The following is an 18,508-nucleotide window of genomic DNA, read 5'->3' as shown; positions in this document are numbered from 1 at the left end:
ATGCATTCGGCGCGGCGATGAACAATCCCAGTTTGTTTGTTCCGACGATCGTCGGTGACGGAGAAGCCGAAACCGGCCCGCTGGCAACATCGTGGCAGTCCAACAAGCTCGTCAACCCGCGCACCGATGGCATCGTGCTGCCGATCCTGCACCTCAACGGCTACAAGATCGCCAACCCGACGATCCTCTCCCGCATCAGCGACGAGGAGCTGCACGAGTTCTTCCACGGCATGGGCTACGAGCCGTACGAGTTCGTCGCCGGCTTCGACGACGAGGACCACCTGTCGATCCACCGCCGCTTCGCCGAGCTGTTCGAGACCGTCTTCGACGAGATCTGCGACATCAAGGCCACGGCCAACACCGACGACGTGCACCGTCCGTTCTACCCGATGATCATCTTCCGCACCCCGAAGGGCTGGACCTGCCCGAAGTTCATCGACGGCAAGAAGACCGAGGGCTCCTGGCGTTCCCACCAGGTGCCGCTGGCCTCCGCCCGCGACACCGAGGAGCACTTCAACGTGCTCAAGAAGTGGCTCTCCTCCTACAAGCCGGAGGAGCTGTTCGACGACAACGGCGCCATCCGTCCCGAGGTCACCAAGTTCATGCCGCAGGGCGAGCTGCGCATCGGCGAGAACCCCAATGCGAACGGCGGTCTGCTGCGAAAGGATCTCGCGCTGCCTGATCTGGAGGACTACGCGGTCCGGGAAGTGGAACGGTACGGTCACGGCTGGGGCCAGATTGAGGCCAGCCGTCGTCTCGGTGTGTATACCCGCGACGTGCTCCGGCTCAATCCCGATTCGTTCCGCGTGTTTGGGCCGGACGAAAACGCCTCGAACCGACTGGGCGCAGTGTATGAGGTCACCGACAAGCAGTGGAATGCCGGCTACCTGTCATCTCAGGTCGATGAGCATCTCGCCGTGTCCGGACAGGTAATCGAGCAGCTGTCCGAGCACCAGATGGAAGGCTTCCTGGAGGGATACCTGCTCACCGGCCGCCACGGCATCTGGAGCTCCTACGAGTCCTTCGTGCACGTGATCGACTCCATGCTCAACCAGCACGCCAAGTGGCTTGAGGCCACCGTCCGCGAGATCCCGTGGCGCAAGCCGATCGCCTCACTGAACCTTCTGATCTCGTCCCATGTATGGCGTCAGGATCATAACGGCTTCTCGCATCAGGATCCAGGTGTGATCTCGGTACTGCTGAACAAGAACTTCAACAACGACCATATCATAGAGATCTCCTTCCCGGCCGACGCCAACATGGTACTGGCTGTGGGCGAGCGCGCCTACAAGTCCACCAACAAGATCAACGCCATCATCGCCGGCAAGCAGCCGGCCGCCACTTGGCTATCCTTGGACGAGGCTCGCGCCGAGCTCGAGAAGGGTGCCGCCGAGTGGAAGTGGGCTTCCAATTCCAAGCCCGGCGAGGAGGATATCGTGATCGCGTCCATCGGCGACGTCCCCACTCAGGAGGCACTTGCCGCCGCCGACCGACTCAACGGATTGGGAATCAAGTATCGTTTCGTCAACGTGGTTGATCTGCTGAGGCTGCAGAACGCCTCGGAGAACGACGAGGCCCTGTCCGATGAGGAATTCTCCGAGCTGTTCAGCCCCGACAAGCCGGTACTCATGGCGTACCACTCCTATGCGCACGAGGTGAGAGGTCTTATCTGGAACCGTCCGAACCATGACAACTTCACGATTCATGGATATCAAGAGCAGGGCTCCACCACCACCCCGTTCGACATGGTTCGCGTGAACAACATCGACCGCTACGAGCTGACCGCCGAGGCACTGCGCATGGTTGACGCCGACAAGTACGCCGACGAGATCAAGAAGCTCGAGGACTTCCGCCTCGAGGCCTTCCAGTTCGCGGTCGACAACGGCTACGATCACCCGGACTACACCGACTGGGTGTGGCCCGAAGTTCAGGCAGCTGGTGCCGATGCGATCTCCGCCACAGCTGCCACGGCAGGCGACAACGAATAGTCGCCCCTTCCTTCCACTATCAAACACCGTCGGCAGACTTCATCCTCTGCCGACGGTGTTTGTTCAACCAAGCAACCGCCGCACTAGAAGCCTCCATAAGGGCTGTTGCCATCTCATATTCTGGTAACAATATCCGTGATGATGTGAGTCTTCGTGCCGTCCTCATGAATTTCCGCCGAGAGAGCACTTTGCTGACGTAGACTTCGCGGAAAATACACGGGATGTTCTTCTGTAGATCTTTTCTGATCCAGACCCAAACCGATACACCATGTATATTCCTCCGCTTTGCCGTCTAATTCATTGCCAAAGGCGATGGCAATATCCTTCAGACTTGAATCAGCAATGATCTTTGCGCCGTCGAAGCGCAAGGCACGACAAATGACCCGACTCTTTTTCTGCACAAACGACACCTTCTCCCGGACCTTGACGTGCTTTACCAGATTGTCGATCTGGGTTCCAAGCAGTAGATCATAAAAGCGACGAGCACTTCCCGGAATAGTTTTTGCCTCATCAATAAAATAATCCAGCCCGCAAAGATGAGCAAAGTTACCTTTACCCCAAATGATTTCAACGCTAAAACCATCTTCGCAGTATATAGTCGTTCGTCTGTCACGAAGATCGCTCTCGTAGATACGTACAGCTTCAGCTGCTGTCAATAGTGCGCGTCTCTTTTCACGCGAGAGATTGACCACAGCAAATTGTCTAGTTCGAGCGGATAGTTGACGTATGTCTCGGGGGATGGTTGACGGAGTGTCCTGGGGCATGGTTGACGTATGTCTCGGGGCATGGTTTACAGGTCGGTGCTGGTTGATTGGTGTATGGACACACAATCACAGCAGCAGACACCAGCGCATTCCAATGATGATGGCCCCGCGGCCCGTAGCGAGTTCCTGCGCAACAAGGCCATCGTCAACGCGATCCTCGCGGGCATGCCGGTCGCCGAGGCCGCCCGGCGCCACGGCGTCACCAGGCAGTGGGCGAACGAGCTGAGACGCAGGTACGGCGAGGAGGGCGAGAAAGGTCTCCTGCCCCGCTCCAGACGCGCGCGCCGTATCGCCAACAGGACCGGGAAGGAGACCAGGGAGCGGATCGTCGCGCTCCGGCGCGAGCTGGACGCCGCCGGTCTGGACTCGGGGCCGGAGTCCATCGCCGCCAGGCTGGAGCGCGAGGGCGTCAGGCCTCCGGCGAACTCCACGATCCACCGCATCCTCAAGCAGGCGGGTCTGGTGCGCCCCGAGCCGAGGAAGCGGCCCAGGTCCTCGTACGCGAGATTCGAGGCCGCGCTGCCCAACGAGACGTGGCAGTCGGACTTCACCCACTGGCCTCTCGCGGACGGCACGGACGCGCTCGTCGTCTCCTGGCTCGACGACCACTCCAGGTTCCTCCTGTACTCGCGCGCGTACGCGACGGTCACCATGAAGACCATCGAGGAGTCGTTCCGCCAGGCGTGCTCCCGGTACGGGATCCCCGCCTCCACGCTCACCGACAACGGCACCGTGTACACGACCCGCCTGCACTCGGCCGAACCGGGGTCGTTCGAGCGGCTGCTCGCCCTGATGGGCGTGCGCCAGAAGAACGGCAGCCCCTACCATCCCCAGACCCAGGGCAAGATCGAACGCTGGCACCGCACCCTCAAGCAATGGCTCGCCGCCCGGCGCCTCGCCGGGGACCTCGACGAGCTCAACGCCCAGCTCGACGAGTTCCGCCGCGAGTACAACGAGGAACGCCCCCACCGGGCCCTGGGCCGCCGCACCCCCAAGGAGGCGTACGAGGCCAAGGGCAAGGCCAGCCCCGACCCCGAGATCGCCGCCCGCGAACAGGCCAGACGCGACGAGGAGGAACACCGCGAGGCCGAACGCGTGACGGCCCCGAGACGCAGGCCCGTCCCGGCCGCCGAGCGCACGGAGCCCGAGCCCGTGGACGTGACCGTCCCGGCCCGCACGCACAAGACCGACCGACGCGGATGCGTCACCCAGCAGGGCGGCGTCGCTCCGCTGCGCCGCATCATCGTCAACATCGGCAGGGAGAACGCCGGCAGGACGGTGGAACTGGCCATCGACCACGGCATCGTCATCGTCACCGACACCGCCACCGGCGAGATCCTCGCCGACCAAAGACTCGACACCACACGCGAATACCAATACCGCAGGCCGCCGGCGAACGACGACGATGCCCCAGGACAGCAGTAAAGCATGCCCCAGGACACCCCGTCAACCATGCCCCGAGACACCCGTCAACCATGCCCCGAGACAATACATTGACCACAGCAAATCCTTCCACTACGAAAACAGGGAGCGCCGGACTAGAGCGCTCCCCGGAAACGGTTGATTATTTTCCCGTCTGGACCGGCTGCACGGTATATCACCCGATGAATCGGGATCGACAGCGGATTCGGGAGTCACCCGTTGTCGTCCTCCGCTTGGACTGAAGACACCTAGCTTACGCCACGGAGTGCCACTCTCCGTCAGATGCCTGCGACAGCTAATCAACCATTTTTAAACTTCAGTCTTCAGCCCTCCTCTTCCGGCGCGAAAAAGAAGTGGACCGAAGTCAAATGTATTGTAAGTCAGTCAGGCCGGATTCTGTCAAATAACCCTATTCCGCCACTCACTCGGCGTATCGGCGGGATAGGGTTTCGCCGGTTCGGCGCAGAGCGTCACGAAGCGACTGCGGGGCAAGGATTTCGATGACTCCCTGATCGAAGGCGGAGTATTGCAGGGCCCACCACAATGTGGCCCGCTCGTTCGCATGAACACGGACGTCGTAGACGCGCCTCCCGCTCACCGAACCGTCGGACCCGGCCGACGCAACCGACCCGGCCGGCGCAACCGGCGCAACCGGCGTGACTTCGGGGCGGTCGAACCAGTCGAAGATCGGCTCCAGCGATCCGGTGACCCGCATACGGATGTCCACGGCCGGCCCGCCCATCGGATACGGTCTCTCCGCCATATGCGCGGCGATATCGAAATGACAGGTACCGCGACCCAATCCACCGGCGCTGCGATCCGAACCAGCGGCGTCACGATCACGATCAGCCCCACCGTCCGAATCCGGCGCGAAATCATCCAGTCGTCGTTGAAGCGGCTCGCTTTCCGGCAGCAGTTCCAACTCCCGAATCCGATCGACGTGCAGATAGGAAAGATTCGACAGTCCATGCCGGTGGCACAGCAGATAATACCGGCCGTTCTTATACAGCATCTGATACGGATCCGCCTGATACAGCTTCTCCCGGCCCGTCTCATCGGTCCGCGGAATCAGTTCGCCGGTGTCGTCGTACCGGCAGTACCGATACTGCACCACCCGGCCGGCGCGGATCGCATCGTTGAGTTTTTCGATGTTGATCAGAAATTCGCGATTGTAATGCCGAGGGGTCGCGATCTGATCGATGGCGACATTCCCCTCCCCGGTTCCGCCGGACAATCCGGACAACGTCTGCAATTTGCCGAGCAGATCCCGCGTGGTGTCCGCATTGATGCGTGAGAGCGCCAGACTGTCGGCCAGCAGCCGCACCTGGGCGGCGTCGAGCACCGGCTCCATATACCAGCCGACGGTGGCGTCCGGCGCAAGCGCATCCGCGATGTCGGCGCGCCGCAGACGGCCGATCGTCCGACCGAACGGACGAATCTCCTCCAGCATCCTCAGATGACCGCGCAGGGTTTTCTCCGAAGCACCGACCATCGAGCACAGCGCGTCCAGCGTCATGCCATGCTCGCGGTCGGTATGCTGCGACAACACCTCCAGGATTCGCACCACGATCTGGGTGGTGGAGGCACCTCGCCGACGATCCGGCACGGTTCCGCCCGTAATCAATACACGCGCTTGGGCTGGAATCCGGCCTCGCGCAGGGCGTGCAGAATACGGTCGATATGATCGGGGCCATTCGTTTCCACGGTCACGCCCAACGACACAGCATTGGTGTAATGGACGGAAGCCTTGAACTGGTCGTGATCCAGCGCGATCACGTTGGCGCGCTCCTTGGCCAGCAACGTGGCCACGGCAACCAGCTGGCCGGGCGTATCGGGCAGTTCCACTTCGAAGTTCATGATGCGACCGCGGGCGATCATGCCCTTCTGGATCACCGCACCCATGGTCACGGTGTCGATGTTGCCGCCGGACATGATCGGCACCACCACATGATCGCCACCGGCCGCGGCGAACTTGCGAGAACGCAGATTCAGATGCTCCAGCGCGGCCAGCGACACGGCACCGGCGGCCTCCACCACCAGCTTGTGCTTCTCCAGCATGAGCAGGATCATCTCGTTGATGTCACGCTCGGTGACGGTGACGAGATCGTCGAGGAACTCGTTGAGCAGCGCGAAGGTCAGATCACCGGGATGCTTCACCGCCACGCCTTCGGCCGAGGTGACGACCCGTTCGGCCTCCACCACGCGGCCTGCACGGAACGAGTTGAGGAACGCCGGGCTGCCTTCGGGGATCGCGCCGATCACGCGCACTTCGGGGCGGAACGTCTTGACGGCGAGCGCCACGCCCGCACCAAGGCCGCCGCCGCCCAGCGGCACGACGATGTCAGTGACGTCGGGCACGTCCTCCAGAATCTCCAAGCCGATGGTGCCCTGACCGCACAGCACCTCGTAATCATCGAAGGGATGCACGAAGGTCATGCCCTTGGTTTCGCTCAGCTCACGGGCGTGGGCGGCGGCTTCGTCGAACACATCGCCGTAAAGCACCACGTCGGCGCCGTACGCCTTGGTGGCGTCCACTTTGAGCGGCGGGGTGATCTGCGGCATGCAGATCGTGGCCTTGGCGCCGCGCTCACGGGCGGCGTAGGCCACACCCTGCGCATGGTTGCCCGCGGATGCGGTCACGATGCCGTGGGCGAGCTCCTCTTCGGAAAGGGAGGCGATCTTGTTGTAGGCGCCGCGAATCTTGAACGATCCGGTGACCTGCAGGTTTTCCGGCTTGAGCAGAATCCTGTGTCCTGTCATGTCGCTCAACACCGGGGACGGCGTGATGGGGGTGTGGCGGGCGGTGCCCTTGAGTCGCTGCGCTGCGAGCTTGAGTTCAGTCGCGTGGTCGCGCTGCAAATTCTTGATGACGTCTTTCTGATCCATGCGTTTCATCCTATTCATGCACCTCAACAAGAGACGTCTCCCGGCATGGATATGAGACGGATGGCGCAGACCTCCGGTTTCGAAGACGAATCCCGCAATACCAGTCTTCAACCCGTTCAACCCCGTACAATAACAAAAAGACCCCTCCCGCCAGGCAGCGACGAGAGGGGCTATTTGTGGGATTAGTGCCCGGAGCGACTGCACCGAACGAAGAGACACAGTGCATATCTGCCGCAACGGGCACTAAGTCTTTCTGCTATCTGTCATCGGAATACCGGGAACGTGGAATATCGGGCACGCCCGCAACCCCGATAATTCAGGCGTTCGCCGAATCGCCGGGCATCGCCACGGCGACAGGCCCGGAGATCTTTCGGAGGACCGCGACCCGCACCGCATCCAACACGTCACGCAGACTCATCGACTCACCCTCGTCCTCCCCGGCGACGGCTTCCCGTTCCGCACGGGCGGCTTCCAGCAGCTGCATGCTCGGATTCATGGCGGCTTCCCCCTTACGGCCGGATTCCCGGCCCTCACGCGGAGGAACCTGCTTACCTCCTCCAACAGCCGCCACCATACGAACCTTTTTCCGCGGTTTGGTTGCCCCACCGTTTCGACCTCGTTACCGGCGAAACATCCCCGTCATTCATCAAGACGTTTCCGATCACACCCATAGGTTTCACCATGGGAATATGCGGCTTCGCGAACAGCCCACCCACCACACCGACGGCACGCCCATCCCGCTACCCTAGGAAGCATGATGACATGGGATCGCAATACGACGGATCACGCGATGAGCGAAGCACTGGCCCTGGCCGGCGAAGCCGCGGCGGTCAGCGGCGACGTGCCGGTAGGCGCAGTGGTGTGCGATGCGGAAGGGCAGGTGATCGGCCGAGGCCGCAACCGCCGAGAGGAATGCGGCGATCCGCTCGCCCACGCCGAAGTGGAAGCCCTTCGACAGGCCGCCGAACATATCGGCGGCTGGAATCTCGACGACTGCACGCTGGTAGTAACCCTGGAACCATGCCCGATGTGCGCGGGCGCCGCCATCACCGCGCACATCGGACGGATCATCTTCGGCGCCTGGGACGCCAAACTCGGCGCCTGCGGCTCGGTCTGGGACATTCCCCGCGACCCGCACGTCGGCACGATCCCCGAAGTCCACGGCCACATACGGGAACCGGAATGCCACCGCATCCTCACCGAATTCTTCGCCGGCAAGCGCCACTAGCCGCCCTACCACCCGCGGCACGAAGATTTTCGCCTCACCGTTTCGCGCTAAGCTGGGCCCTATGGAATTGCATGTTGTTTCCCACCCACTGGTGGATCATAAGCTCACCGTCCTTCGCGACAAGAACACGCCCTCCAGCACCTTCCGCGAACTCGTCAGCGAGATCGTCATGCTGGAAGCCTACGAAGCCACCCGCGACCTGCTGCTCGAAGACAAGCCCATCGAAACCCCCGTGGCCCCGATGGTCGGCAAGCGCATCGCCCCACCACGCCCCATGATCGTCCCGATCCTCCGCGCCGGACTCGGCATGCTCGACGGCATGATGAAGCTCCTCCCCACCGCCGAAGTCGGCTTCCTCGGCATGAAACGCGACGAACAGACCCTCGACATCATCACCTACGCCAACCGACTCCCCGACGACCTCACCGGCCGCCACGTCTTCCTCGTCGACCCCATGCTCGCCACCGGCGGCACCCTCGTCGCCGCCATCCACTACCTCGCCGAACGCGGCGCCCGCGAAATCACCTGCATCGACATCCTCGCCGCCCCCGAAGGCCTCAAGCGCCTCGAACAGGACATCAACCCCGACATCAACGTCCGCGTCGTCGTCGCCGCCGTCGACGATCACCTCAACGAGAAGGCGTATATTGTGCCGGGGCTTGGCGACGCCGGCGATCGCCTCTACGGTGTAGTTGATTAATGGAGTGTCTTCTGCGTTGTGGGACACTCGACGTACCTTGGTACGCCTTCGTGTCCCACGCCTTGAAGACACACGCATTAATCAACTCCACGCAGGCCAAAGGTTCGACGTACCGTCGTACGCCTTCACCCTCCGCGCCTTGAAACCGCACACGTCAGCCAACTCCACACAAACCCAAACACAATGCAAGAACACTCGACGTACCTTGGTACGCCTTCGTGTCCCACGCCTTGAAGACACACACATTAATCAACTCCACACAAGCCAAAAGCCACACGGGATTCGACGTACCGTCGTCGCGCCCTTCGCATCGGCTTCCTTTACACTGGGGCTCATGAACATCGACATCATCGCCGTCGGCAAGGTGAAGGAACGTTATCTTCGCGACGCCATCGCCGAATACTCCAAACGCCTCAGCCGCTACTGCCGCCTGAACATCATCGAAGTGCAGGACGAGAAGACCCCCGAGCACGCCAGCGAAGGCGTGGAACGGCAGATCAAACGCAAGGAAGGCGAGCGGATCCTCAAGCACATCAAGCCGGACGCTTACGTGATCGCCCTGGCCATCGACGGCAGGATGCTCACCTCCGAAGGGCTCGCCGCGCAGATCGATCAGCTCGGACTGCGCGGGCACAGCCACATCCAGATGGTGATCGGCGGGTCGATCGGATTGGACGACGACGTGTTGCGCCGCGCGGATTACGCACTGAGTTTCTCGAAGATGACCTTCCCCCATCAGCTCATGCGCGTGATCCTTCTCGAACAGATCTACCGCGCCTACAAGATCAACGCCGGCGAACCATACCACAAATAGCCAGCAATCCCTGGAACCCCGGCGAAAACAGCGACTACGGCACAGTTCGGTCATTGCCTACAGCATGATTTCGGCAACCACTACAGCAATATTATGGTAATTGCCATAGCACTGTTGTGGTAATTGCTATAGCATGGTTATGGTTTCAGCTACAGCAATGTTATGGTTTTCTCAACGGCAACATGATGGCCAAACCATAGCAAGCCATAGCAGAACCTGAGACTCTCAAGAAACGGAGGGAAACCGACATGGCCATGATTCCACGGTTGCTGACGGAGCAAACGAAACGGGCGGCCACTTGGTTTCCGATCGTTTCGGTCACGGGACCTCGCCAAAGCGGCAAATCGACGTTGGTTCGCAATGCCTTCCCATCCTATGACTATCTCAATCTGGAGGACCCGAATCTGCGTACCCAAGCGCAGGTCGACCCCATCAGCTTCATCCGCAATCGTCCGAAAAACCTCATCATCGACGAGGCCCAGTATGCCCCGGACCTGTTTTCGATGATTCAGGTGGCCGCCGATGAGACGCACGAACCGGGGCAATACGTGCTTTCCGGCTCACAAAATTTTCTACTGCTCAAGCAGATCAAACAGTCGCTGGCCGGCCGGGTCGGCATATTGAAATTGATGCCGCTGTCCTATACCGAAGCACTGGAAGCCAATCCGGACCTCGGCATCGAGGATTTTGCACTCACCGGCGGATACCCGCATCTGCATGACGCCAACGTCCCGAAAAGCCTGTTTTTCGAAAGCTATATCGACAGCTACATCGAACGTGACGTTTCGGAATACCTTGATGTTCGCAATCTGTCGTTGTTCCGCACGTTTCTCCGATTGTGCGCACAGCATGTCGGCGGATTGATCAAACCCACCTCGCTGGCCAACGAAATCGGCGCCACTTACCGCACCATAAGCTCTTGGCTGTCGATTCTTGAATCCAGCTACATCACGTTCAATCTGCCCCCCTTTTTCGGCAATCTCAACAAACGTCTGATCAAAACTCCGAAACTGTATTTCACCGACACCGGTCTCCTCTGCCATCTTCTGCGCATCGAAACAGTCGATGATCTGCTCAACCATCCACTGTTCGGCGAGATCATCGAAAATCTGGTGATCTCGGAAACCATCAAGCGGTACTACAACGCGTTGAAAACACCGGAACTCTACTTCTACCGCGATGACAGCAAAATCGAGGTAGATCTCATCGACTGCACCAAATCCCGGATCAACCCCGAACTGTTCGAAATCAAATCCGGTCGAACCTACCATGATCGATTCAGCAGACATCTCCGCTCAGTAGGTACGTCACTGAACGTTGATGATGATCATCGGACCGTGATCATGCGTTCCAACGGGGAATATCAGGATCATGGCGTCGGCGTATGCGGTCTGAGAGATTACCTGCTGAGGAAGGAATCCCCCGTTTCATAACCGGTCGCCGATGATGGCATGTCCACCGAACACGCCGACCATCAGCGACGGTAACTTCAACCCCGCGAAACTGCCTTCAACCCCGCGAAGCTACTCCACGGTACCGGCCGAGGCATCGGGAATGAAGGCTTCGAAGATATGCCGGTCGAAATACGGTTCGCAACGGTACAGCTCACCGGAACTGCGTACCGTCCACGAAACGGTGGCGGCACCCATCTTGCGGGCCAGCCTCACCTGGGCCTGATCGCCGCCATGCCAGTCGTAGGCCACGAAATCCGGACGGCCGAGCCAGTTGAAGATCAGCAGACCACACAGCCAGTCCTTCCATTTGCCGTCGGAGAGGGAGAACTCCCCCGCCTCGGCGAGCTGGCCGCGATTCACCTCGGGACGATGCTCCTTGTACCAGTGCACGGCACCGGGATGGAACGATTCGATCACATACGCACCGTCATAGGCACGCAGCAGCTCGTCGCCCTTCTCCATCAATTCGTCGTCGGCGTCGGACCAGCCGTAGCCGTCGAACTTGTATTCCACGATCAGCGGCACGCGACCGGCCACCACCTTGAGCACGTCCTCGAACAGCGGCACATGCTGGTAATACCCTTCCGGAGCCACGTCCCACTGGTGGTCCGACGACAGTTCGGCCTTGAAATCGCCGGACTTCGCCGGCGCAGGGAACAGCGGAATGCGGGTCAGCTCGTCATAGGTGAGATCCTTGATGCGACGGGGATCGCCGGCCACACGCTTCAGATCGGAGTCGTGCACCACCACGACCCGGCCGTCGCGGGTGAGCTGAAGGTCGAGTTCGATGCCGTAGCCGGCCTCACATGCGGCTGCGAACGACGCCAGTGAATTCTCCGGAGCCACCGGACCTTCGAAATCCTTGCTGCCGTAGCCGGCACGGATCGCGCATTCACGCGCGTAATCGACGTATGCGCAGCGTTCCGACACCGTACCGACCGAAAGACCGGAACCGGCGTCGTGCAGACCACGATGCGCGTAGAACACCCGCGGGATCTGCGGCACATGGTTGCGTCGAGCGTCGATCAGCGTGCGCGGGGCGATCGCCCACGCACCCAGACCGGCCGCTATACCGCCGGTGATCGCCGTATTGCGGATCGTCTTGCCGAATCCGGAGCCTAACGCCCTATGCGACCGAAGCGCTTTCGCCGACTTTCTGCTCATTGCAGCACCTTCCTGTTCGTTCACATCCGTTCATCCGTGGTTTTCTGGTCTTCGCGCAACCATGCACGTTGCTATCGAAACTAGCACTTTCGCCCGTCATCCGTACGGTTTTCCCAGCAACGTTTCACCGCTGTTCATCTGGGCCGGGCAATCACCCGTCGTGCGGACGAATACCGACGCCAACACTGCGAAAACAGTTAAGAAATTTCACATTTGATTGCGAAACGCATTGATCCCGCAATACAGCCCCCTCATATAATGGCATGTGGCGGTTGATCAAGGACGACGATCGCAGGCAGTATCGATTGGATGACCGAGAAAGTAGCTATGACCGCAGCAGTACCTTCCGCGCAGGAATCGTTCACGCGTGAGTCGTCTTCGCGTGAATCGTCTTCACATGGAACGAAAAAAGCCACGTTGGCCGAGGTGGCGGCGACTGCCGGAGTCTCCCTTGCCACCGCGTCCAAGGCGTTGAACAATCAGCCACGGGTGAGCGAGGAGACCCGCCGCCGGGTTCGCGACGCGGCCGAAAAGCTTTCCTATATTCCCAATGCGCAGGCCCGATCACTGATCTCCGGCCGCACCAATTCGATCGGAGTCATCACGTCGGATCTCACCGGTCGTTTCTGCACGCCGATCCTGCTGGGGGCGGAGGACGAGCTCGGCGTAACGTCCAACACCGTGCTGCTGTGCAATGCACGCGGAGATGCGCTGCTGGAGCGCAACCATCTGTCGTTCCTGCTGTCGCGCAATGTGGATGGTCTGCTCATCGTAGGCGATGAGACCAATCTGCGGCCGCATCTCGACACCCCGGATCACGTACCGGTGGTGTACGCCTACGCGCCTTCGGACGATCCCGACGACTGTTCGATCGTCTGCAACAATATCGAGGCCGGCGCGATGGCCGTGAACCATCTGATTTCCTGCGGCAAACGCAAAATCGCCATCATCGGCGGAAGCGATACGACGTCAACCACGCATGATCTGCTGCTCGGTTCTCCGAAGGCCGCACAGGATCGACTGCAGGGAGCGATGCAGGCCTTGCACGAGGCGGATCTGGAGCCGGCCGGACCGATCCGGTTCTCCCAGTGGTCGGAATCGTGGGGGCGGGCGGCCACTCGCCTGCTGATCGATCAGGGGGTGGATTTCGATGCGGTGGTGTGCCAGAGCGATGAGATCGCGCGTGGATGCATGGACGTGCTGCATGGACGAGGTATCGATATTCCCTCGCAGGTGGCGGTGATCGGCCATGACAATCGTTCGCTGCTCGCGCCGGATGCCGACCCGCCGCTCACCAGCATCGACAACTGCACGGAGGAGATCGGCCATGTCGCGGCCCGCGCCCTGCTCGACGCGATCAACGGCAAACCCCATCACGGCACCGAATACGTCTCCTGCCGCCTGGTGCAGCGAGAATCCACCCTGCCGAACTAAACGCATGGGATTCGGCCGCTTATCGCCGACGCATTCCATGCTCCTGCCGACGGGAGCTGACCACCGAGAGGCAGACCGAGGGTGGTCTAGACAGCATGGCATCGTTCGCATGCCCTCATCAGTCGGCTTACGCCGACAGCTTCCCCCAAAGGGGGAAGCCCAGAACGCATCATCGCAGTCCCGCCACCGCTTCGCTCCAACTCAGTACTGATTAAGCCAAAAGATGGAGATAGGTGTTGCTCGACCGTAAGCTAGCAGCTGGCGTGCCAGCTGCGTGGCCGAACGGCCCACGCTCCAACCCGGCCCTGATTTGAACGCAAAAGGCTGGGATATATGATGTCCGACCGTAAGCTTGGGAGGCGCAGCCTCCCGGCCGAACGGCCCACGCTCCAACCCGCATACTGATTAAGCCAACAAAAGGAAGGGGTATGCATTGCTCGACCGTAGGCTCGGCCGAACGGCCTTGAGTGTGTCGAGCAATGCATACCCTTTCCGACGTCAGGCAAAAATCAGACGGTCCTCTGCCATACGCGCATCTGCCCCTCGCCCCTGTTCGCCCAGGCGTAGTAGGGGATGAAGGTCACCGAGGCGGCTTCGGTGGCTTCGGTGCCGGCGGGCAGGTACAGGTCGTCGGAGGAATCCTCCACGGCCTTGACGCCCTGTTCGACGATGGTGCCGATGCCGCCGAGCAGTTCGGGCTTGAACTCGTAGGTTCCGGTTCCGGGCTTGATCGAGTACAGCCACAGGTCGCCGGGGTTGTCGGCGGATTCGGCGGTGTAGACGAGCGGGCCGCGGGTGACGGCCACCAGTCCGGCGTCTTCGGACACGCGGTTGTTGGCGCGCAGTTCCTTGACGCTCATGTCGAGGTCGAGCGTGATTTCGGTGGTTCCGCCGCCGATCGTAAGGTATGCGAATCCGTTGTCGGGCTTCGCGTCGCTGCTTTCTCCGTTCACGGTGAGGGCATAGGAGCTGCGGGACCATGAGGGGATGCGGATGCCGAATCGGAATCCGGCGTCGGCGGGTGCCGTGATGGTGAATTCCACATGGCCGTCCCACGGGAAGTTGCTGCGCTGTTCGATCGTCACGTTGTTGTCGAAGTTGGCCACGTTGGCGATGAACTGGTCGGCGAGGATGGTGCCGTCGTCTTCGACCGCGTAGATGTAGCGGTCCACGGATGCGATGAGGCGGGAGAGGTTGGCCGGGCAGCAGGCGCAGGCGAACCAGCCGGCGCGTTCGGCGAGAACGTGGCGGAAGTCGGGGTTGCCTTTGAGCTTGCGCGGATCCTCTTCGAGCGGGTTCACGTAGTAGAAGTGACGGCCGTCGAGGGCCATGCCGGCGATGGTGCCGTTGAACAGTTCCTTTTCGAGCACGTCGCCGTATTCGCCGTTGGCTTCGAGTTCGAGCATGCGGCGGGCGAAGAAGCTCATGCCTACGGAGGCGCAGGTTTCGCCGTATTCGGCGTCGTTGGGCAGATCGTAGTCGTAGGTGAAGGATTCGCCTTCCTTGGTGGTGCCGATCTGGCCGGTGATGAACATGCGCTTGTGCACGACGCTTTCCCAGAAGGTGTGGCAGGCTTTGAGCAGGCTGTCGTCGCCGGTGAGTCGGGCGATGTGCGCCATGCCGGTGCACAGGTACATCACGCGCACGGCGTGGCCTTCGGCGTCCTGCTGCTTGGTGACGGGTTCGGCGGCCTGATAGTAGGTGCGGGGCAGGTACTTGATCTGTTCGAAGAAGTCGCGGTCCCAGCCGTCGGCCTTGTTCTGCTTGTCGTAGAAGTCCGGGTCCTTGCCGCGGACGTGGAGGAACCAGCGGCCGAGTTCGGCGTACTTGGATTCGCCGGTGACTTCGGCGAGGCGGGCGAGCGCGAGTTCGATTTCGGGGTGGCCGTCGGCGCCGTGCACCTTGCCGGTTTCGTCGCCGAAGTGGGCGTCGATGCAGGCGGCGATCCTGCGGGCCACGTCGAGGGCCTTTTCGTTGCCGGTGGCCTCGTAGTAGGCTACGCCGGCTTCGATGTAGTGTCCCATGGTGTAGAGCTCGTGGGACTGCTGGATGCGGGCGAACTTGCGGTCGGGCCATTTGATCTGGAAGAACGTGTCGATGTAGCCGTCGGGCTGTTGGGCGGCGGCGATGAGGTCGACCACGCCGTCGGCGATCTCACGCAGGTCGGGGTCGTCGTGGTCCTGCAGCGCGTAGGCGGCGGATTCGAGCCACTTGTAGACGTCGGAGTCCTGGAACGGCATGCCGTGGAATTTGCCTTCGGCTTGGTCGGCGGCGATCTTGAGGTTTTCGACGGCGTAGCTGAGCGTGTCGCCGGTGGTGGGGTTGCCGCCGGGGTCGAGCGGGAGGTCGACTTCGATCTGGTTGGTGATGACCTGCCACTGGTAGGGCAGCACCTTGGTGGCGACGAGGTCTCGGTAGTTCTTCCAGAAGGCGGAGGTCACTTCGACTTTGGGAGCTGAATAGGTCATGTTCCGACTCTTTCTAGGAAACGGGAGGTTGGAAGCGAATGGGGGGGGGGTGATGGCGTGAAGGTGCCTGCCCCGGTTGCCGGGGCCGACACCTTCTGTTGTGATTGATCGGGAGATTCGGCGTGAGGCCGAACGGTTGGCTACTTGGCGGCCGCCTCGGCTTCGGCCTTGGCGTGACGCTCGGCGAGTTCGGCCTTGATCTGCGGCTCCATCTTCTCGTACTTGCGGTAGAAGCACATGATCACGCCGACGATGATGTACACGATCACGGGCAGCCAGATGAAGCAGAAGCTGATGGCGCTCTGCGCGCCGGCGGACTGCACTTCGAGGTTGGCGTCGTATCCGGCGGCGCCCATGATTTCCAGCGGCAGGAAGGCGCCGAAGCCGGAGCCGACCTGGATGCAGAAGGCGGAGCCGACGGCGGTGAGGAAGCCTGCGGCGTGGATGCCGGTCTTCCATTCGCCGTAGTCGACGGTGTCGGCGAGCATGCCGAACGGCATGCCGATGGCGATGGCGGCGCCGAGCACGCCGATGGTCCAGAAGGTGACCAGCAGCGGCACGTTCTGGCCGGCGAGCGGCATCAGGGCCTGGCCGAGGCCGCCGATGATCAGACCGATCTGCATGGTGAGGGTCTTGTTCTTCAGCTTGTTGGCGAGGATCGGCATGGCGATGGTGCCGAGCAGGCCGAGGACCTGCACGCCGTTGAAGATGGAGGTGAGGTCGCGGTTGTCGAGCACGTACTGGGCGTAGTAGGTGGAGACGCCGTTTCGGGTGGACTGGGCGACCCAGTAGATCACGAAGGCCACGACGAGGATGATCCACGGCCAGTTGCCTTTGGCGGCCTTGAGGGAGTCCTTCAGCGGGATCGGCTTGTTGAGCTCGGGACGGTAGTTGTATTCGGTGAGGTTCTTGAAGGAGAACAGCAGCAGGATGATGGCGATGATGCCCCAGATCGCGGTGACGATCATGAAGCCGGTCTTGTCGCCGCCGCCGAACTTCACGCCGAAGAATCCGACCAGCGGGATGGTGAAGGAGGAGGTGATGAAGGAGCCGATCTGTCCACCGGCCATACGGAAGGAGTTGGCGTTGTTGCGCTCGACCGGATCGTCGGTGAGGTTCGGCAGGATGGCGGTGATCGGGGTCTGGATGCCGGTGTACACGGCGCCTGCGGCGAGGATGTACGTGATCAGCGCGTACCAGAACTTCGGGGCTCCGTCGGGCAGGCTGGGGGCCGTGAACGCGATGAACACGGTGACGGCGAACGGCACGCACAGCCACAGGAACCAGGGGCGGCTCTGTCCCCACTTGGTGTTGGTGTGGTCGACGATCGAGCCCCACACGACGGCGGAGATGGCGTCGGCGAAGCGTGCGACCAGCAGGATGGTGCCCGCACCCAGGGCGCCGGCGGCCGGGATGTGGAACACGTTGGTGTAGAAGTACATGATGTACGACGAAATGGTGACGTACAGCAGGTTACCTGCCATATCGGTGAAGGAGTACGCGACTTTCTCTTTCACCGAAAGTTTTACAGAGGAGCTAACGTTGCTACTCATCGTTTTCTCGCTTTCGTTGCGAACTCTTGACGATAGATATCGTAAGATGTTTTCGCAATTGCGAAAAGCCTTTTCCTTTTGCTATCATGACATTGACTGTTGATATCCGACACTATACCCGACCACTGGGCGAGGAAGCCATCCCGGGTTCTAAATAGAAGCGCAACACCTGTCTAAGGTTGGAAGTGTTCAAGTCCACAACCGAAGAGAAAGTGCTGCGCCCATGACGAAAGTGTATTCCCACCTGTCGGCCGAGGAACGAGTCCGGATCGACGAACTGAGGAACCGAGAGGGGCTCGGCGTGCGCCAGATCGCCCTGAGGATCGGCCGGGACAAGTCCACGGTCAGCCGCGAGCTGAGGCGCGGCCTGTGGTTCGCGTCCAACGAGAACGACTCCTACCGTCCGTACAGGCCGAAACGCCTGAAGACGGGCGCATGGACCGCGCGCCCGTTCTACTCGGCCCTGACCGCGCAGCGCAAGGCCGAGACCCGCGCCCGCAGGTCGCGCAAGCCCCTGCGCATGGCGTACGACCCGCTGCTCTCCTGGGTGATGGACGCGCTGCGCAAGGGATGGACGCCGGAGCTGATCGAGGGACGGCTCAAAATCGAATGGCCCGACGACCCGCGCATGCG

15 protein-coding genes are annotated in these 18,508 nt (G+C 61.2%); 8 read left to right on the top strand and 7 right to left on the bottom strand.

Annotated features, from left to right (window positions below; all coding sequences use genetic code 11):
• Nucleotides 1–1,988: phosphoketolase family protein (locus Uis1B_RS10220; protein ID WP_101618027.1), on the top strand; the 1,988-nt coding region annotated here is incomplete at its 5' end.
• A 113-nt stretch (nt 1,989–2,101) separates the two neighbouring features.
• Here the strand turns inward: Uis1B_RS10220 and Uis1B_RS10215 are convergent.
• Complete coding sequence (locus Uis1B_RS10215) at nt 2,102–2,644, bottom strand: PBECR4 domain-containing protein (RefSeq protein WP_101618019.1); 543 nt, start codon at nt 2,642–2,644, stop codon at nt 2,102–2,104.
• Nucleotides 2,645–2,806: 162 nt separating this feature from the next.
• Between Uis1B_RS10215 and Uis1B_RS10210 the strand changes: the two genes are divergently transcribed.
• Nucleotides 2,807–4,177 carry an IS481 family transposase gene (locus Uis1B_RS10210; RefSeq protein ID WP_101618017.1) on the top strand — a complete coding sequence of 457 codons (1,371 nt, stop codon included), beginning with the start codon at nt 2,807–2,809 and terminating at the stop codon, nt 4,175–4,177.
• Between the two features lie 418 nt (nt 4,178–4,595).
• Here the strand turns inward: Uis1B_RS10210 and Uis1B_RS10205 are convergent, their stop codons facing one another.
• From Uis1B_RS10205 to Uis1B_RS10195, 3 genes are all read right to left on the bottom strand, one after another.
• Complete coding sequence (locus Uis1B_RS10205) at nt 4,596–5,798, bottom strand: helix-turn-helix transcriptional regulator (RefSeq protein WP_243390343.1); 1,203 nt, start codon at nt 5,796–5,798, stop codon at nt 4,596–4,598.
• Complete coding sequence (gene ilvA / locus Uis1B_RS10200) at nt 5,795–7,060, bottom strand: threonine ammonia-lyase (RefSeq protein WP_101618015.1); 1,266 nt, start codon at nt 7,058–7,060, stop codon at nt 5,795–5,797. Before ilvA ends, Uis1B_RS10205 begins: the two co-directional genes overlap by 4 nt.
• A gap of 316 nt (nt 7,061–7,376) precedes the next feature.
• Nucleotides 7,377–7,634 carry a hypothetical protein gene (locus Uis1B_RS10195; protein ID WP_133124920.1) on the bottom strand — a complete coding sequence of 86 codons (258 nt, stop codon included), beginning with the start codon at nt 7,632–7,634 and terminating at the stop codon, nt 7,377–7,379.
• Between the two features lie 183 nt (nt 7,635–7,817).
• Here Uis1B_RS10195 and Uis1B_RS10190 point away from each other — a divergent pair, with 183 nt between their 5' ends.
• The 4 genes from Uis1B_RS10190 (at nt 7,818) to Uis1B_RS10175 (ending at nt 11,235) form a co-directional block, all read left to right on the top strand.
• Nucleotides 7,818–8,288, top strand: a complete 471-nt coding sequence (locus Uis1B_RS10190) for a nucleoside deaminase (protein ID WP_423734891.1) — start codon at nt 7,818–7,820, stop codon at nt 8,286–8,288.
• Between the two features lie 61 nt (nt 8,289–8,349).
• Nucleotides 8,350–8,988 carry a uracil phosphoribosyltransferase gene (gene upp, locus Uis1B_RS10185; protein WP_101618011.1) on the top strand — a complete coding sequence of 213 codons (639 nt, stop codon included), beginning with the start codon at nt 8,350–8,352 and terminating at the stop codon, nt 8,986–8,988.
• A 334-nt stretch (nt 8,989–9,322) separates the two neighbouring features.
• The gene (gene rlmH, locus Uis1B_RS10180) at nt 9,323–9,802 is read left to right on the top strand and encodes a 23S rRNA (pseudouridine(1915)-N(3))-methyltransferase RlmH (RefSeq protein WP_101618009.1); all 480 of its coding nucleotides are present in this window, start codon (nt 9,323–9,325) and stop codon (nt 9,800–9,802) included.
• 248 nt (nt 9,803–10,050) lie between these two features.
• Nucleotides 10,051–11,235: an ATP-binding protein gene (locus tag Uis1B_RS10175; protein WP_243390342.1), complete on the top strand. Its 1,185-nt coding sequence runs from the start codon at nt 10,051–10,053 to the stop codon at nt 11,233–11,235.
• Between the two features lie 90 nt (nt 11,236–11,325).
• On the opposite strand, the gene Uis1B_RS10170 is transcribed toward Uis1B_RS10175, so the two are convergent.
• Nucleotides 11,326–12,420, bottom strand: coding sequence for a glycerophosphodiester phosphodiesterase family protein (locus tag Uis1B_RS10170; protein ID WP_101618007.1), 1,095 nt, complete (start codon nt 12,418–12,420; stop codon nt 11,326–11,328).
• A 327-nt stretch (nt 12,421–12,747) separates the two neighbouring features.
• Between Uis1B_RS10170 and Uis1B_RS10165 the strand changes: the two genes are divergently transcribed.
• Nucleotides 12,748–13,854: a LacI family DNA-binding transcriptional regulator gene (locus Uis1B_RS10165; protein ID WP_101618005.1), complete on the top strand. Its 1,107-nt coding sequence runs from the start codon at nt 12,748–12,750 to the stop codon at nt 13,852–13,854.
• Between the two features lie 509 nt (nt 13,855–14,363).
• On the opposite strand, the gene Uis1B_RS10160 is transcribed toward Uis1B_RS10165, so the two are convergent.
• Together Uis1B_RS10160 and Uis1B_RS10155 are read right to left on the bottom strand one after the other, a co-directional pair.
• Entirely contained in the window at nt 14,364–16,322 is a 1,959-nt protein-coding gene (locus Uis1B_RS10160) for a glycoside hydrolase family 127 protein (RefSeq protein WP_101618003.1), read from the bottom strand.
• A gap of 140 nt (nt 16,323–16,462) precedes the next feature.
• On the bottom strand, nt 16,463–17,875 hold the full coding sequence (locus Uis1B_RS10155; RefSeq protein ID WP_101618000.1) for an MFS transporter: 1,413 nt from the start codon (nt 17,873–17,875) through the stop codon (nt 16,463–16,465).
• Between the two features lie 223 nt (nt 17,876–18,098).
• On the opposite strand from Uis1B_RS10155, the gene Uis1B_RS10150 reads away from it, so the two are divergent.
• Nucleotides 18,099–18,508: helix-turn-helix domain-containing protein (locus tag Uis1B_RS10150; RefSeq protein WP_165782852.1), on the top strand; the 410-nt coding region annotated here is incomplete at its 3' end.

Origin of the sequence: Bifidobacterium margollesii (genome assembly GCF_002860355.1) — a bacterium.
In the GTDB taxonomy this organism is placed as follows: Bacteria; Actinomycetota; Actinomycetes; order Actinomycetales; family Bifidobacteriaceae; genus Galliscardovia; species Galliscardovia margollesii.
Note: the sequence above shows the minus strand (reverse complement) of the source record. Positions and strands in the feature narration are given on the sequence as shown.

Coding starts and splice junctions, on each gene's coding strand:
- Uis1B_RS10210 (WP_101618017.1), top strand. CDS start 2,807: ATGGACACACAATCACAGCAGCAGACACCAGCGCATTCCAATGATGAT.
- ilvA (WP_101618015.1), bottom strand. CDS start 7,060: ATGGATCAGAAAGACGTCATCAAGAATTTGCAGCGCGACCACGCGACT.
- Uis1B_RS10195 (WP_133124920.1), bottom strand. CDS start 7,634: ATGGTGGCGGCTGTTGGAGGAGGTAAGCAGGTTCCTCCGCGTGAGGGC.
- Uis1B_RS10190 (WP_423734891.1), top strand. CDS start 7,818: ATGACATGGGATCGCAATACGACGGATCACGCGATGAGCGAAGCACTG.
- upp (WP_101618011.1), top strand. CDS start 8,350: ATGGAATTGCATGTTGTTTCCCACCCACTGGTGGATCATAAGCTCACC.
- rlmH (WP_101618009.1), top strand. CDS start 9,323: ATGAACATCGACATCATCGCCGTCGGCAAGGTGAAGGAACGTTATCTT.
- Uis1B_RS10175 (WP_243390342.1), top strand. CDS start 10,051: ATGGCCATGATTCCACGGTTGCTGACGGAGCAAACGAAACGGGCGGCC.
- Uis1B_RS10170 (WP_101618007.1), bottom strand. CDS start 12,420: ATGAGCAGAAAGTCGGCGAAAGCGCTTCGGTCGCATAGGGCGTTAGGC.
- Uis1B_RS10165 (WP_101618005.1), top strand. CDS start 12,748: ATGACCGCAGCAGTACCTTCCGCGCAGGAATCGTTCACGCGTGAGTCG.
- Uis1B_RS10160 (WP_101618003.1), bottom strand. CDS start 16,322: ATGACCTATTCAGCTCCCAAAGTCGAAGTGACCTCCGCCTTCTGGAAG.
- Uis1B_RS10155 (WP_101618000.1), bottom strand. CDS start 17,875: ATGAGTAGCAACGTTAGCTCCTCTGTAAAACTTTCGGTGAAAGAGAAA.